Source organism: Pseudoalteromonas agarivorans (assembly GCF_024518735.1).
Classification (GTDB): Bacteria; Pseudomonadota; Gammaproteobacteria; order Enterobacterales; family Alteromonadaceae; genus Pseudoalteromonas; species Pseudoalteromonas atlantica.
This window is the reverse complement of sequence record NZ_JANIGJ010000001.1, coordinates 37501-52794: the sequence shown is the minus strand read 5'-3', so window position 1 is coordinate 52794 and position 15294 is coordinate 37501. Positions and strand designations below refer to the sequence as shown.

General features: G+C 39.7%; 11 protein-coding genes and 4 tRNA genes. 7 read left to right on the top strand and 8 right to left on the bottom strand.

Features of this window, described 5'->3' with window-relative positions; genetic code table 11:
• Positions 1-26: 26 nt before the first annotated feature.
• A complete protein-coding gene (locus NQT65_RS00235; protein WP_256850222.1) occupies positions 27-1604 on the bottom strand; it encodes an SNIPE associated domain-containing protein in 1578 nt (525 codons plus the stop codon).
• 1051 nt (positions 1605-2655) lie between these two features.
• Positions 2656-3321, bottom strand: a complete 666-nt coding sequence (gene queE, locus NQT65_RS00230; protein ID WP_256850581.1) for a 7-carboxy-7-deazaguanine synthase QueE — start codon at positions 3319-3321, stop codon at positions 2656-2658.
• 145 nt (positions 3322-3466) lie between these two features.
• Here queE and queC point away from each other — a divergent pair, with 145 nt between their 5' ends.
• Entirely contained in the window at positions 3467-4123 is a 657-nt protein-coding gene (gene queC / locus NQT65_RS00225) for a 7-cyano-7-deazaguanine synthase QueC (protein WP_004589469.1), read from the top strand.
• Between the two features lie 114 nt (positions 4124-4237).
• Here the strand turns inward: queC and NQT65_RS00220 are convergent, their stop codons facing one another.
• Entirely contained in the window at positions 4238-4687 is a 450-nt protein-coding gene (locus NQT65_RS00220; RefSeq protein WP_004589470.1) for a methyltransferase family protein, read from the bottom strand.
• A gap of 343 nt (positions 4688-5030) precedes the next feature.
• Here NQT65_RS00220 and NQT65_RS00215 point away from each other — a divergent pair, with 343 nt between their 5' ends.
• Positions 5031-5273: a hypothetical protein gene (locus NQT65_RS00215; protein ID WP_024034198.1), complete on the top strand. Its 243-nt coding sequence runs from the start codon at positions 5031-5033 to the stop codon at positions 5271-5273.
• On the opposite strand, the gene NQT65_RS00210 is transcribed toward NQT65_RS00215, so the two are convergent.
• The 5 genes from NQT65_RS00210 to NQT65_RS00190 all read right to left on the bottom strand — a co-directional run bounded on the left by NQT65_RS00210 (position 5270) and on the right by NQT65_RS00190 (position 11552).
• Entirely contained in the window at positions 5270-6307 is a 1038-nt protein-coding gene (locus tag NQT65_RS00210) for a hypothetical protein (RefSeq protein WP_256850221.1), read from the bottom strand. The two genes, NQT65_RS00215 and NQT65_RS00210, sit on opposite strands and share 4 nt — an antisense overlap.
• Positions 6308-6408: 101 nt before the next feature.
• The gene (locus NQT65_RS00205; RefSeq protein ID WP_256850220.1) at positions 6409-7080 is read right to left on the bottom strand and encodes a tRNA (adenine(22)-N(1))-methyltransferase; all 672 of its coding nucleotides are present in this window, start codon (positions 7078-7080) and stop codon (positions 6409-6411) included.
• Positions 7081-7228: 148 nt separating this feature from the next.
• Complete coding sequence (locus NQT65_RS00200; RefSeq protein ID WP_256850219.1) at positions 7229-8182, bottom strand: class I SAM-dependent methyltransferase; 954 nt, start codon at positions 8180-8182, stop codon at positions 7229-7231.
• The gene (uvrB, locus tag NQT65_RS00195; RefSeq protein WP_248462844.1) at positions 8183-10177 is read right to left on the bottom strand and encodes an excinuclease ABC subunit UvrB; all 1995 of its coding nucleotides are present in this window, start codon (positions 10175-10177) and stop codon (positions 8183-8185) included.
• A gap of 4 nt (positions 10178-10181) precedes the next feature.
• A complete protein-coding gene (locus NQT65_RS00190) occupies positions 10182-11552 on the bottom strand; it encodes an MATE family efflux transporter (protein WP_126007580.1) in 1371 nt (456 codons plus the stop codon).
• A 1062-nt stretch (positions 11553-12614) separates the two neighbouring features.
• On the opposite strand from NQT65_RS00190, the gene NQT65_RS00185 reads away from it, so the two are divergent.
• The 5 genes from NQT65_RS00185 (at position 12615) to NQT65_RS00165 (ending at position 15082) form a co-directional block, all read left to right on the top strand.
• Positions 12615-12691 (top strand) — tRNA-Asn (locus NQT65_RS00185).
• A 21-nt stretch (positions 12692-12712) separates the two neighbouring features.
• A tRNA-Asn gene (locus NQT65_RS00180) sits at positions 12713-12789 on the top strand.
• 21 nt (positions 12790-12810) lie between these two features.
• A tRNA-Asn gene (locus NQT65_RS00175) sits at positions 12811-12887 on the top strand.
• Between the two features lie 26 nt (positions 12888-12913).
• Positions 12914-12990: transfer RNA gene (locus NQT65_RS00170), tRNA-Asn, on the top strand.
• A 148-nt stretch (positions 12991-13138) separates the two neighbouring features.
• On the top strand, positions 13139-15082 hold the full coding sequence (locus NQT65_RS00165; RefSeq protein WP_138580029.1) for an EAL domain-containing protein: 1944 nt from the start codon (positions 13139-13141) through the stop codon (positions 15080-15082).
• Positions 15083-15294: the final 212 nt, after the last annotated feature.

The window sequence follows — 15294 nt, the reverse complement described above, 5'->3', positions numbered from 1 at the left end:
AACACTATATGAATTATTGGCTTTAATTATGCAATTGCGCTTTCTCGCATGCTTTTCTCTATGGATAGGCTTTCTCGATATTCAGCAGCTTCTGCTTTCAGCGTCCAATGAACATCTAAAATACCACTCACTTCTACAGCTTGTTTCACTTCAGATATCGTTGTTTTAAAAAACTCTTTTCTTGAGTTAATCTTATTAACTGAGCATAAGTTGAAACGACGATGAAGTTCTTTTTCCAAAGTTGGTGCGTCCTCACTAAATATCATTGCATGAACATCAAAAGAAAACGGGACAGATGCATCTCCAAGCTCTTTAACACGGTCCATTGGTTCTAACCTTCGAGTCATACCTATTTTAAATACTTCTTCACCAAAACTACCAATGTTACTGATGACATAAACATGACCACGTCTAGTTTGTTGTGCCATAGAAATAGCTCTTTGTCCTTTATCCTCAGCTTCTTTTAATTGATTTTCTAAATCAAACAACTTGGCTTCATAGTCAGCTTTTTGTTCATCATTGGCAGCTAAAAGCTCTTCCCTGACTTTTTTTAGCGCTTTTTGAATTAATCGTTCTTCCTTCTCAGCTTCTTTTCTTGCTTTTTCGATATCTCGTAGCGCTTTTTCCTCTTCACGTATCTGTGCCCGAATTTCAGCTTGTTCTTCTCGTTCAATTCTTTTAAGTTCACTGACCGCGACTGCCCACTTAAGCTCTGTTAAACGAGCATTTAAATACTTTTCATTAATCCGCGCACTACGAAACGGTACGCCATTGTGATTTACTAATGCAAAAGCATCTAAAATTTCTTGGTTTATCTTCCCAAAATTGTCGTGTTTTACTTTGGATAATGCACTATCTACTTTGCCGTTAAAAGCATCAACCACAAAATGTATTGCGTATGTTTTTCTATGGTGCTCGACATAATCGCAATCGCCTGCAAAACCATCTTTAACCATTTGGCGGATGTTTTGACGTATTAATTTTAACTCGACTCCAGCCTCTTTATGGCTAAATTCATCAGCTAAATCATCTAAAACTGAGTGATTTGGTATTATGTAGTCGTCTTTATAGCCTTCGATAGTATTTCGCATAGCTTTAATTGCTTGTTCATAGATATCTGCTTTTTCTTTAGCCTCGTAAGCATCACCAGCAATTTCTTTAGCTTGCTGAACTGCAAATGATGTAATTCGATCTGCCTCTTGATTAGCCTCAAGGCGAATTTTCTCAGCTTTTTCTTTTGCTTCTTTAAGCTTTTGGTTCCCTTCGGCTTTATACACTTTCAGGGTTTCTCTTGTAGTAACAGCTTCTAGTTCAATGTCATTCGCTAAATCCATTGCATTTTGTTTTATAGTCTTTGCTTCCAACTCAGCTTTTTCTAGAAGGTCTTTAATATAGTTTTCTACTTGAATAATTGGGCTGTATTTATCGAGTAACTCTTTATTTTTACTTGATGTGTTCTTAATTTCTGCTCTTGACACATCAAGCTTGTCATTCAATGAATCTATATTTTTTTTAGATTGCTGCTTTAGATTTTTAACCGTGCTGTACCAGCTAAAACTAATGATTAAAACTACAAATGCGAGTATTGAACTAAGAAGTTCCATATCTAAATCCTTTTATTAAATTAACTACAGACCGTATCACAGATTAGCTGTACTTGATAAATGTATAACAATACAAACCCACTCTTGAAAGCATTTGAAAATAATGGGGTTGGTAGTTTAATAAGAGTTCTCTGTTTAAAATTAAGTGGCTAAATACCAATCTATTTGATAAAAAAATAAAAAAGGAGAATTTAATTTTGAGTAAGACAATCAAATTTCGAGTGTATTTAGTCGCATTGATTATATGTGTTATTGGCTTTATGTTTTCACCAGCGAGTAGCCAGTTTTATACAAACCCGTTTTATATTGGCAGTTTTATTTTTGCAATCGCGCTAATTGTGAATGTTATTAATTACTTTTGCCCAAATTGTAAGAAAAACCAGGTAATGCAATCAGCTACTAGCTATCGCCTGCCAAAAAATAAATGCTATCACTGCGGGGAAGAAATTAATTAGCCTTTACGGATGGCGCTTTGCTTATCCGACCTACGCGTTTAAATAAGCTGGTGTGGTGGTTTATATAAAGAGTGAGTAATGGAGATGTGGTGTTGGGTTTCGTTTCACTCAACCCAACCTACTAGAGAACCAGAAGGGTCAAATCTTGACTTCATACATCATAAATTAATTAGCTATTGATATTCGCCGAAACTTAAATAAGTTACTGTGTCGGACGGCGCTTCGCTTATCCGACCTACGCGTTTAAATAAGCTGGTGTGGTGGTTTATATAAAGAGTGAGCAATGAAGTTGTGGTGTTGGGTTTCGTTTCACTCAACCCAACCTACAAGAGAACCTGAGGGTTCAAATCTTGACTTCATACATCATAAATTATTTAGCTATTTATATTTGTCGAAACTTAAATAAGTTACTGTGTCGGATGGCGCTTCGCTTATCCGACCTACGTTTTCAAATATATAATACGGGATTATTGGGGTGTGGGTATTGGAGGTTCGTTGGGTTTCGTTTCACCAAACCCAACCTTGTATCTACGGAATATAACTTAACGCAGAGCGCTTATCGCTTACAGCTAAACACTTACAGCTGCCCTTTCGCTTTAGCTAATCCCTAAATACTTATGTACCTGCACTGATAAGCGCCAGTTTTTGGCAATACAGGTGTCGATGGCTAATTTGGTGGCTGACACTTTTTGGCTGATTGGCTGTAAGTAAACAAGTTTAGGGTTAACACCTGTTTTGGCAAATAGCGCTTCAAGCTCTTCTACGTGCTTTTGCATCGCTACTGGGTGCTTTATCTCGTTGGCGCGCTTCATGGCGCTGGTAAGTACTTCGTAGCCGCCGCGCATATTAATTTTAGGCGATACGGTAACCCAGGTTTGCTTAGGGGCAAGTATTTCAAAGGTGCCGCTGGTTTCTATTTGTGTCGTAAAGCCGTTATCGTGCAATAGCTTACACACTGGGTTTAAATCGTACATACACGGCTCGCCGCCGGTAATTACAACATGCTTGGCTGTATAGCCACGTGATTTAAACAACTCAAGTACTTGCTCGGCGCTGGCATCGGCCCAATGATCTGAATCGGCTTTTTTTTCTACCGTTTCATCAAGCGATACTTTGTACACGTTATCGACTTCCCAAGTTTGTTTAGTATCACACCATGCGCAGCCCACTGGGCAGCCTTGCAAACGCAAAAATATTGAGGGTGTGCCGGTAAAACTTGCTTCACCTTGGATGGTTTCAAACACTTCATTAATTTTGTACAAAAGAGATCTCACTTACTGCCTAGCTGCAAAATTGCTACTATAAAAGACGAAAAAGCGCTGCCCAAAAATTGTTATTTAAGCTGCGGCCGTGTAGTATATCGCGCCCTGATATAAACCTCTATTAAAACTAAAGAGCAATCCAGATATGACGCAAAAAGTAGTTGTTATTTATTCCGGCGGTATGGATTCGTTTACCGTATTAAATAAAGCCTTACAACAAGGCCATGATGTTTATGCCCTTTCATTTGACTATGGTCAGCGTCATGTTAAAGAGCTTGAAGTGGCTGCAAATGTGTGTGAAAAACTTAATGTTCCACATAAAATTGTAGATATATCAGCTATTAACCAGCTTATTGGCGGCTCATCACTGACTGATGATATTGATGTACCAGAAGGTCATTACGAAGAAGAAAGCATGAAAAGCACCATAGTGCCTAATCGTAATATGATTTTGCTTTCGCTGGCGGTTGGTTACGCCGTGTCTTTAAAAGCGAGCAAAGTATATTATGGCGCGCATTCGGGGGATCATGCTATTTACCCTGATTGCCGTCCTGAGTTTGTGCAAAAAATGGATGATGTATGTCGTATTGCTAACTACGACGCTGTAGAAATTTTTAGCCCGTACTTAAATAACACCAAAATTGATATTTTAACCGATGGCATAAAAATGGGCTTAGACTACAGCCAAACATGGACCTGTTATAACGGACGCGAAAAAGCCTGTGGTAAATGTGGTGCTTGCCAAGAACGTTTAGAGGCATTTTCGCTTAATAACGTCACTGATCCAATCGAGTACGAATAACACTATTTAGCTGACGCGCTAGTTATGGGGTTTCATTGAAAACACAGCTAATTTATTAGCGCTGAACGCAAAAAGGCTATCATCTCGATAGCCTTTTTTGTATTTGCTTGTAAATTACAACCAGCGTTTTACTTTGTTTTTATACTCTGTGAATTCTTGGCCAAATAATTTGCTAAGCGCCCGCTCCTCAGGAATTATTTGAAAAAACGTTAAATAAGCAATAAACCCAGCAACACATAAAAGTGCCCACAGCGAACTAAGCCAAATACCCCAGCCAGCTAAAATAAACGCAAAGCCTACATACATAGGATTACGTGAAATTTTATATACGCCACTGGTTACCAACTTTGATGCTTGCTCGGGCTTATTTGGATTAACTGTGGTGCGTGCAAGTTTAAAGCTTACCACTGCGGCTATACAAAATGCGCACCCTATAATGACTAAGCTCGCTGCTAAGTAGGCAATAAACGCAGTAAAATCAATCACACTGTAATGGGCTATTAACGCCATAATGCCTGCAAAAACGAGCACGACAATAACCGGAGGTATTTTATTATTTAACATAGCAACTCACTGTATTGATTATAAAATAAGGACCTATAAGTCTGTAAACACTATACCCGTTTGCATTAATACACAATTAAATACAAGGTTAACGCTGGCATAGAGCGCGTTAAAACTGCTGAGTAAAGCAACACAATAAAATGTTGGCTTTAAAGTCACACGGTTTAATCTCAAATAGACTTATTAATTACGCCATTAGTTATTAAACAATAACGCAGGTGTATCAATGATGAACACAACTCCACGCTGCAATCGACAAATAAAGTTACAATTGTCAGGTTTAACCGCTGCTAAATATGGTTATACTTTATGCAACAGTTAAAACTATAAAAAGGAAGTGGTTATGTCAGGCACTACAATGATAGTACTTATTGTGCTTATATCGGTTGGCTCTGGGGTTATTTACGATATGTACAAAAAACACCTTGAATTTAAACACAAAATGCAAGATAGCAACCAAGATGCAAATAAACAACTGGCCGAGGTAAGTGCCCAAGTGGTTGCTTTAAAAGAGCGCGTGCAAACGCTTGAGGCCATAGTGACAGACTCAAGCTACACCACAAAAGAAGAAATTAACCGCCTTTAAAAACGATATAAATGTGCATTTTCTGGCTGCTCTATACCGTGGGCAGCTAAAAACCCATCTATAGCTTGGCCGCAACCTTGTGGCGCACGCGAACTATCAATTTCAAAGTTAAGCTTATTTGCATGTTGCTTGCCAAGTGAGCACAGCCCCAACACTTTTGGCGAGCGCATTGCCACACTAAGTGCACCTATTTTTTCTACGCAATTGTGTTTACTAAATCGGGCAAACCCCTGGTATTTAAATTGCTCACTTACATACTCATTACTAATATCAACCAGGGCATTAATAAAGCCATGTAAAAGGCTATTTGCGCTGCTATCACTGGTTAAAAATGAAAAGGTTTTATTATTAAATTCTGTAAGCTGACAAGTATTGCAGTGTAATTTTAAGGTGTATAACCACTGCTGCGAGCTTATTTGCTGCATAGCACTTAGCGATACCTTAGCACCTGCAAATACCACCCGTTTTAATAACTGCTCAATAGTGCAATGTTGCTCATTGCCCTGCGGTGCGTGTGCAATAACAAGCTCTGCATTTTGTGCCATAACCGGTAAATCATGATGATTATTAAATGGCGTGCTGGTGGTATTATTGCTGTGAGTAAGTTGAAACAGCTCTCTTACCTCGTGCTCTCGCGCTATTTTAAGCGCTAAAAACGCTGTTTGAATAAGCTCGGAGGTTGGTAAGTTTTCCTCTACTATCCAGCGTCTGCCAAACAGTAATTTTTTTGCTGTGCCCTCACCCGCGTAACTACTGGTTTTGTAATTATCGGGGCTCAGTACGGCAACTTGTAAATAAAGTTGCTGATCTTTTTGTGCAGCAAGCACTCTAAAGTGCGCTGAAAAATTGATATTTTCTAGTACTTTATTAACGCTTTGTAAGGTGTGTTTATAGCGTAAAAAGTGCTGTGGAACTATCCAGCTGTTATTAGCAAGTTGCACTAATGGAGCATACGAAATTGGCTGCTCGTAACTGTTTTGCCATTTTTGCTCTGCACTGAGCAGCGGCTCAATGCGACTTTTTTTATCTGACATACATAAACCAAATAAACTCGCGCAAGGCGATATAATCTATGTTGATGTTACGTTTTTGCGCCTTGCATTAGATCACACTATTAGCGCTAAATAAGCCATTTTTAAGCGTCGCTGAGCTTTTTATAATCTGTTATAACTTTTTGATAATAAAGCTCATCTTTATTAAGCATTTTATTATAATGAGTGAGTAACTGTTTAAGGTATTGCTTGTGCGATGCATTATTTAAATCCCACATGCTGTTACCGGTAGATGTGAGCAACGCTGTGCTACGTTGACTTACCTCTATAAGCTCATAATAGCGGTTGTTCTCAGTGATTAATTGCTCGCTTTCAAGGCCAAAGCTTAATTTGGCTAAACCACTGCGCAAATGATAAGTATGGTGTATAGGGCAAACTATAAAGCGGGTGCTTGCTACAGATGCCACGCAATTGTTTTTAATAATGCCGGCAACAAGTTTTAGTAACAGCTCACCGCCAACACCTGCAATAACCACAGTATTTAACGCATTTGGAACGAGCTTTATTTCTCTTACATCTTGGCAATGTACTTTATATTGCACATCACTTGGTAGTGTTTGGCTAATATTTGTAAGGTGCTCGCTCAGCTCGGCCATTATTTTATCTACCACATCTACAAAATTAACCTGTTTTGCAGCGCGGCGCTTTAATAGTGCAATGCCTAAGTAACCATGATCGCAGCAGCAATCCCAAATAACATCAACGGGGTCAGTAATTAACGCATTAATTGCGTTTAAACGCTTACTCAGTTTCATTTAATACCAATTAGCTTAATTAAGTGATCTATTTTGAGGCTGGAAAAACGTGTTGATAGCTAGGCAAAAAATTCGCTATTTAGTTGTTCTAAATGAGAGTTTTTTAACACAGATAGCGACACGTTTAGCCCCTTAAAATGATTAAGTATTATTGCGAATTGGTATAAGTTGCGGTATGTGCCGTTTTATACACTAACGCTTTTAAGCTTTTATTGCTGTCTACTTCTACAAAACGGGCCGTTGGTGCAAGGCGCTCAACAAATTCTATTGCTCCTTGGGTGTGCTCGTTTATTAAAGCTTTAAACGCATTTTCGCTAAGCTCTGGGCTATTAGCGCATAATAAAAGCTGTGTGGTATCGCACAGTAGTTCGGGTAATCTGCGCAGCACCTTTTGATAATCTTTAGTTAGAATAAAGCTGCCCTTTTGAAAGCTTGGCGGGTCTACAATAATTAAATCAAACGGCGCTGATTTTTTTAATTTACCAAACGACTTTAAAATATCGTGCGGTAAAAAACTCACTCCGCGCTCAAAACCATTAAGTTGGTGGTTTTGCTTACCGACTTTAAGTACGCCTTTGCTCATATCCATGTTCATAACGTGATCAGCCCCGCCTTGCATTGCCGCAAGCGAAAAACCACACGTGTATGAAAACAAATTAAGTACTTTTGCATGTTTACTATTGGCAGAGACAAACTCACGTCCACTTCGCATATCGGGGAATATTCCGGTGTTTTGGCGGCTTGTTAAATCCACTAAAAAACCAATGCCGTTTTCTTTTACCACATGTGGCGAGGGAAGATTACCATGCACTAAACGATTGCTGCTTTGTACACCCGCGCGCTGTTGATACACCAATGCAGATATTAATTCAGGGTGATGCTGCTGCGCCCACGCCCAAAGGGTACTGGTCAGTGTATTTACCGTGGCTTCGTCAATTTCATCGTACGAAATTAAAAACAAGCTTGGCGGATAAAAGTCTAAATTAATATGGCTTAGCGATGCCACGCTATGGCCGCGACCATGAAATACGCGGCATAGTTCGTTTTGTAGTAATGGCGCATCTTCAAGCGCGCTTATTAGGGGCGAAAAATCGGGTGTCATTTAGTTAATCAACTGTTGTTGTAGTTCGTGTATTTCGTCGCGTACAGACGCGGCTTTTTCAAATTCAAGATCGCTGGCATAAGCATGCATTTTGCTTTCAAGCTGTTTAATTTGTGTGGCAATTTCTTTCGCACTGAGTATTTTTTTAGACTCTTTACGTACCAGCTTAAGGTTATCTTGTGGTGCGGCTTCTTCGCCCACATCCATAATATCGGTGATCTTTTTAACCAAGGCTTGCGGCTCAATGCCGTGTTCTATATTAAAGGCGTGTTGTATTTCGCGGCGGCGCTGTGTTTCGCTAATCGCTTTGTCCATCGATTTAGTGACTTTATCGGCGTATAAAATGGCGCGCCCGTCGAGGTGACGTGCAGCACGACCAATGGTTTGAATAAGCGAACGCGCTGAGCGTAAAAAGCCTTCTTTATCGGCATCTAAAATGGCAACTAGCGCCACTTCTGGCATATCTAAGCCTTCTCGTAATAAGTTAATACCCACTAACACATCAAACACACCGGCGCGTAAATCACGAATTATTTCAACGCGTTCTACTGTGTCTATGTCTGAGTGCAGGTAACGTACTTTTACATTGTGCTCGCTTAAGTAATCGGTTAAATCCTCAGACATGCGCTTGGTAAGGGTGGTTACCAATACTCGCTCACCTTTTTCTACACATTTATAAATTTCTGAGAGTAAATCATCTACCTGAGTGCCTACAGGGCGTATTTCTATTTCAGGGTCTAACAGGCCCGTTGGGCGTATAACTTGTTCTGCTACTTCGCCTGCGCTGCGCTCTAATTCAAAATCACCCGGCGTTGCCGATACATAAATCGTTTGCGGTGCTATGGCTTCAAATTCTTCAAAGCGCAATGGGCGGTTATCCATCGCCGATGGCATTCTAAAGCCATATTCAACTAGGTTTTCTTTACGGCTTCTATCGCCTTTATACATGGCACCTATTTGCGATACGGTTACGTGCGATTCATCGATGATCATCAATGCATCATCAGGAAGATAATCTAGTAATGTGGGTGGCGGATCGCCCGGTGTACGCCCCGACAAATAACGGCTGTAGTTTTCTATGCCCGAGCAATAACCAAGCTCGGTCATCATTTCTATGTCGTATTGTGTTCGCTGCGCTATGCGCTGCTCTTCTACTAATTTATTGGCACTTAATAATTGTGCTCTGCGTTCTTTAAGCTCAGCTTTTATTTTTTCTATGGCATCAAGAATTTTTTCGCGTGGCGTTACATAGTGCGTTTTAGGGTAAATAGTGGCACGTACTATGTGTTTTTCTACCGCACCAGTAAGGGGATCAAAAATACTAAGGCGCTCTATTTCGTCATCAAACATTTCTACACGTACTGCATAGGTGTCTGACTCGGCAGGAAATATATCAACAACTTCGCCACGTACACGGTAAGTACCACGGCTAAAGTCAATGTCGTTACGAGTATATTGCAGCTCAGCTAAACGGCGCAGCATATCGCGTTGGTCGACCTGTTCGCCTACTTTTAAAAGCAGCATCATTTTCATGTATGAGTCGGGGTCGCCCAAACCATAAATAGCCGACACAGAGGCCACTATTATGGTATCGCGGCGTTCAAGCAATGCCTTAGTAGCACTTAAACGCATTTGCTCTATGTGCTCATTAATAGAGGCGTCTTTTTCTATAAACGTATCGCTGGCAACCACGTAGGCTTCTGGCTGGTAGTAATCGTAGTAAGATACAAAATACTCAACTGCATTATTAGGAAAAAACTCTTTCATTTCTCCATACAACTGCGCGGCTAGTGTTTTATTATGCGCCATTATTATTGTTGGGCGATTTAAATCGCTAATAATATTGGCCATGGTAAATGTTTTACCTGTACCTGTAGCACCGAGTAAGGTTTGATGCGCAAGCCCGGCTTCTAAGCCTTCTTCAAGCTGTTTAATCGCTGTGGGTTGATCGCCCGCGGGTTTAAATTGTGACTTTAGCTCAAAGTGATCACTCATTCATTTACTCCGTTACCGTGTTACTACATATTGCATCTAGCTCTTTTACAAACCATTTGTACGCGACTAACCCTGTGAATACATTACCGATTGCAGCGCCAATAAATAAACCAATCAAGCCACCTAGCATACTGCCTACATAAGCAAAAGGCAGATAAAAAACAAACAAACGAATAATACTTAAAAACAATGCATTCATAGGTTTGTGTAAAGCATTAAACGATGAATTTGATAAAATGATCACCCCTTGAAAACCATAACTTAGCGGTATGGTGTATATAAAGAGCTTAATAACATCGATTACAGCTTGTTCTTTACCAAATAATTGGCTTATTACCCCTGACAGCGCAATGAGTAAAATATAAATAGCAAATTGCCATAACATCACAAATTTAAGCGTACCAATGTACGCCTCTTTTACGCGGCCTAATTTACCCGCCCCAAAGTTTTGGCTAACAAAAGGAGGCAATGTCATCGACAAGGCCAGCACTAAAATACTGGCAATTGATTCAATACGGCTGCCCACACCAAAAGCGGCAACCGCTTCGGGTCCATGATTGGCAACGAGTGCGGTCATCACTGCCATTGCTACTGGGGTAAGCATGTTAGCCCCCGCTGCGGGTAAACCTATTTTAAGTACTTTTTTAATTGCACTGGCCGCAGTTTGATTACCGGCTTTTAAGCTTAATAGCCGCTTTTTAACGCCCAGCACATATAAAATAATAATAACCGCTACGCCCCAGGCAATAACACTGGCAATAGCGGCACCTTGAATGCCTAATGCCGGTACTGGGCCCCAGCCAAATATTAAAATAGGATCGAGTATGGCATTAATAAGCCCTGCCCCACCCATTACTATGCTGGGTGTTTTAGTATCGCCACTGGCTCGTAATACCGAATTACCTATCATGGGGGTAATTAAAAATACGCTACCAATAAACCAAATATTCATATACTCATGAATAAGTGGCAGCACTAATTGTCCGGCCCCTAATAAAGTGAATATTGGGTCGATTAGTAAATATCCAACAAACGAAAGTAAAATAACTAATAGTAGCGCCACAATAAGCGACACACTGGCATCAAAACGCGCCTCTTCTATTTTATTACTGCCTAAGGCTTTCGCTATCACCGCTGATGTGCCAATACCTAAACCTATGGCTAGGCTTATTACCGTAAAGGTTACCGGAAACGTAAAGCTTACCGCCGCAAGGGGCTCTGTGCCCAACATACTGATAAAAAATGTATCGACTATATTGAACATCATTAGCGTGACCATGCCAAATATCATCGGGATGGTCATTTTTTTCAATGTAGGCAAGATGGGATCGTTAAGTAAATCTGGGCGTGATTGAGAATGTGAAGTTTCGCGCATGGAATAAATAAGCCTCTTTTACTGAGCGAGCCATTTTAAAGCATCATAGCAATTCAAGCCACGGATTTATCAATGGATTTCATACTAATGATAAAGCAACAATTAAAAAAATAGCTAAAGTTGAATTTTTAAGCATTTGTGCACAAATACGCCCTTAGAGCGCAAAAAAACAATAAGTGAACATTTTTATTACTTTTTTAACATTTAACCCTGCAAATTCGCTGAATTTTTACACAGCGCGGTATTAATCTTTATCGTAACGAATTAATTTACTCATCGTTGCCTGGTAATTCAGCATGCATTTATAACCCTATGTTTTTTATAGTAATAAAAAAATCGTTTTAAAAGCTTGAAATCGTTGTAGCGCCCTAAAACTCTGGTCGGGACAGTGTTCTTAAAGTTTCATAAACAGAGTTATCCACAGAAACCGTGGATAACTCAGCTGAGCCCGCATTTATAAAGGCTTGCGCGCTGGCTAAAATTCAGCTCAGGTCCAACCTTTGCTCAAAGTTAAAGTTAAAAACTTATCAATGCTTGCAAACAAAAAATTAAGCTAAGCCAAATCTTTGTGCCTAATACAGCTATAAGTGACTTAATTAGTTTACGCAAATATTTAGCAACTTATTGATTGTTTTGTTTTTGTACAGCTTTTTAAAATAAAGTTTCCAGCCACGGCTTTATTAGTTTAACCCCTCTTAAATACCGTAATACGAAAAAACTACCCTGCTGGATTTTTTAAAAAGATCTGCTAGCTAAATTTATACTCGGTTTTATGACAACCAGGTTAAATACAAATTTACTGATTTGCCGCGATAAATTTTGTCTCAGCGGCATTTTTTACACATAAATTAAACAATGGCTATTTTATGGGCGCTGTTTTTTTCACATTGGTGTGAGTCTAAATAGAGATTTACCGCCGTGTTTTGCATAAATAGAGTTATAAAATGCGCAGATCGAACATAAAAACAACGAATAAACTTCTTTTTTAAATTTATGACTTTTATATGTTGACACTTTGCGGCTCCATCATTAATATTTCGCCCCGTTGAAAGGCATGACGCTTCCCCCTTAGCTCAGTTGGTTAGAGCGACGGACTGTTAATCCGCAGGTCCCCCGTTCGAGTCGGGGAGGGGGAGCCAAGTTTTTCAATCATAAACGATTCCCCCTTAGCTCAGTTGGTTAGAGCGACGGACTGTTAATCCGCAGGTCCCCCGTTCGAGTCGGGGAGGGGGAGCCAAGTTTATGTTTATGATGTAGTTCCCCCTTAGCTCAGTTGGTTAGAGCGACGGACTGTTAATCCGCAGGTCCCCCGTTCGAGTCGGGGAGGGGGAGCCAAATCATAAAATGACATCTCTATTTGTTCCCCCTTAGCTCAGTTGGTTAGAGCGACGGACTGTTAATCCGCAGGTCCCCCGTTCGAGTCGGGGAGGGGGAGCCAATCATAAGAATTTCATAGACATTTCAGTAATTTTCCACTACTCTTCTGCTTTATAACTAAAACATAATATCTATTCTAATGTGTTGCTATTAGTTGAATGATCAAGGACCTGATTCCTTTCCTTTTGAACTATTAAAAGATTGATAACATGGCTGGCTTTAAAAAACTTATTTTTATACAAATCCTGTCTTGGCTTGTATGTGTTGCGGCTGGAAGCTACTTCATATCTGTAAGCTTTAATAATGCAGTAAGTGAAGCACAAACTTCAGCACAAACCAGTGTAACACGTTACATTAACAGCTTAACAAGTGATGAGCTTTCGCCTGAAAGTATAAAAAAAGCGATTGGCGATGGTAAAACGTTTTCAAGCTTTATACTAAGAGACTACCAAGGGGCTGAAGTATTTTCAGTTAACTCCCCTACCCAGCTACCCATGTTTGCTGAATTTATTCAATCTAGCTTTAATTCGGTTCGCCCACAGTTTGCCGTTAACGACGCTGCAGATATAAAAGTAGAATTTACCCTCAACATTGAACGTTTAGCGCAGCAGTTACAAACCTCGTTATTTATAGTTATATTTATTTCTGCCTTTTTAGTGATTATTCCTATCATATTAATGAAGTCTATTTTTCATAGCTTAAATAAAAATATCAGCATGACCGTTGCCGATGTAATAGACATTTACATTAACCAAAATCAAATTGGCGACGACTTAGACACCGCACTTGATGCCAGTAAAATGAAAAAGCTAGGTAAAGATTTAGTCCCGAGCTTTAATCGCCTTTCGCATTTTTTAAAAAATAAAAATGATGATATTCAAAACGCTGCCCTAAGTATCAAACAAGAAGCCTATAAAGATGTAATTACCGAATTAGGTAACCGTAATATGTTTGTTGAATATTACGAAAAACACATCGAAAACAGTGAGCGCAGTACGTTTGGATCGTTAGCGCTTGTACGCTGTAGTGAGCTGCAAACTATAAACCAAAGCCGTGGCTACCAAAAAGGTGATGACTACGTTAAAGGTGTGGCGGATATAATTAAGCATATAAGCGGCACTTACACCGGCAGCCAAGTATTTAGGCTAAATAGCTCAGACTTTGCCATTGTACTGCCTAATACCCCACTTAAAGAAGCAGAGCGTTTTGGTGAAAACCTGCAATCGCGCTTTACTCAATATCAACAAAATCAAGAGCTAAGCTCTGTGGCTAATACAGGTATTGTGGGCTACGAAAAAGGCAAACCGCTGGGTGAGCTATTATCGGTTGTCGATAACGCAATGAGCATGGCGCAATCTAAGCAAGTAAATGCATGGCATGTGCAGCGCGAAACCGATTTAGTTAATAATGTAAGTGCTGGGTTTGGTAACCAGAACTGGCGTAAAGTGATTAACGAAGTAATTGAATCAAAACGTGTTCACTTAGTAATGCAAAATATTATGCCGCTGGGTAAAAGTATTAAGGCGTATGCAGAGATACAAGTGCGCTTTAAAACCGAAGATAACCAAGTGCTTCCTACGGCCTCGTTTTTAGCCATGGCTGAAAAACTCGATATGGCCATAGAAATTGACCGCTTAATTATTGACTCATCACTTGAAAAAATTAAAAGCCGTAACCTCTCTGAAAAGTTTTTTGGCCTGAATGTAACCGCATCAAGTGCACATAACGATCAATTTGTTATTTGGTTAGAGCGCCGCTTATTAAAAGATACGCATATAGCCTCTAAATTAGTATTTGAAGTAAGTGAGTTTGGCCTACAGCAAAATATTAAAGCCAGTAAACGTTTTATTGATATGGTGCATCGCGTAGGTGCCCGCGTAACGGTTGAACGCTTTGGTGTTGGACTAACGTCGTTTAAGTTTTTCCGTGATTTAAAACCAGACTTTATTAAAATGGATGCAAGTTACACCCGCGGCCTAGAAGATGATAAAAACAATCAATACTTTATGCGCCTAATGGTTGATTTAGCCCACCGCATTGGTGTGAGTGTGTTTGCAGAGGGCGTTGAAAGCCAAGAAGAAAAACACATAGTAGAAACGCTTTGCCTAGACGGCGTACAAGGTTATTACATAGAAAAACCTAAAGATATTTAGCACCTACCCTTAATGAAAGTAAAAAAGAGCACATGTGCTCTTTTTTGCGTTTAACTGTTTAATTTTTCGCTTACTTTAAAATCACATAAATTTTACAGCTTTGTGATCGCTTAATTATTTTACTGTGTTTATTTAACTGATAACGACTCGCATATGTTGTTTATCGGGGCAGAAAAAAGGATAATACACAGGATTTTAATAGCGCGAGGCAC

Coding starts and splice junctions, on each gene's coding strand:
- NQT65_RS00235 (WP_256850222.1), bottom strand. CDS start 1,604: ATGGAACTTCTTAGTTCAATACTCGCATTTGTAGTTTTAATCATTAGT.
- queC (WP_004589469.1), top strand. CDS start 3,467: ATGACGCAAAAAGTAGTTGTTATTTATTCCGGCGGTATGGATTCGTTT.
- NQT65_RS00220 (WP_004589470.1), bottom strand. CDS start 4,687: ATGTTAAATAATAAAATACCTCCGGTTATTGTCGTGCTCGTTTTTGCA.
- NQT65_RS00215 (WP_024034198.1), top strand. CDS start 5,031: ATGTCAGGCACTACAATGATAGTACTTATTGTGCTTATATCGGTTGGC.
- NQT65_RS00210 (WP_256850221.1), bottom strand. CDS start 6,307: ATGTCAGATAAAAAAAGTCGCATTGAGCCGCTGCTCAGTGCAGAGCAA.
- NQT65_RS00205 (WP_256850220.1), bottom strand. CDS start 7,080: ATGAAACTGAGTAAGCGTTTAAACGCAATTAATGCGTTAATTACTGAC.
- NQT65_RS00200 (WP_256850219.1), bottom strand. CDS start 8,182: ATGACACCCGATTTTTCGCCCCTAATAAGCGCGCTTGAAGATGCGCCA.
- uvrB (WP_248462844.1), bottom strand. CDS start 10,177: ATGAGTGATCACTTTGAGCTAAAGTCACAATTTAAACCCGCGGGCGAT.
- NQT65_RS00190 (WP_126007580.1), bottom strand. CDS start 11,552: ATGCGCGAAACTTCACATTCTCAATCACGCCCAGATTTACTTAACGAT.
- NQT65_RS00165 (WP_138580029.1), top strand. CDS start 13,139: ATGGCTGGCTTTAAAAAACTTATTTTTATACAAATCCTGTCTTGGCTT.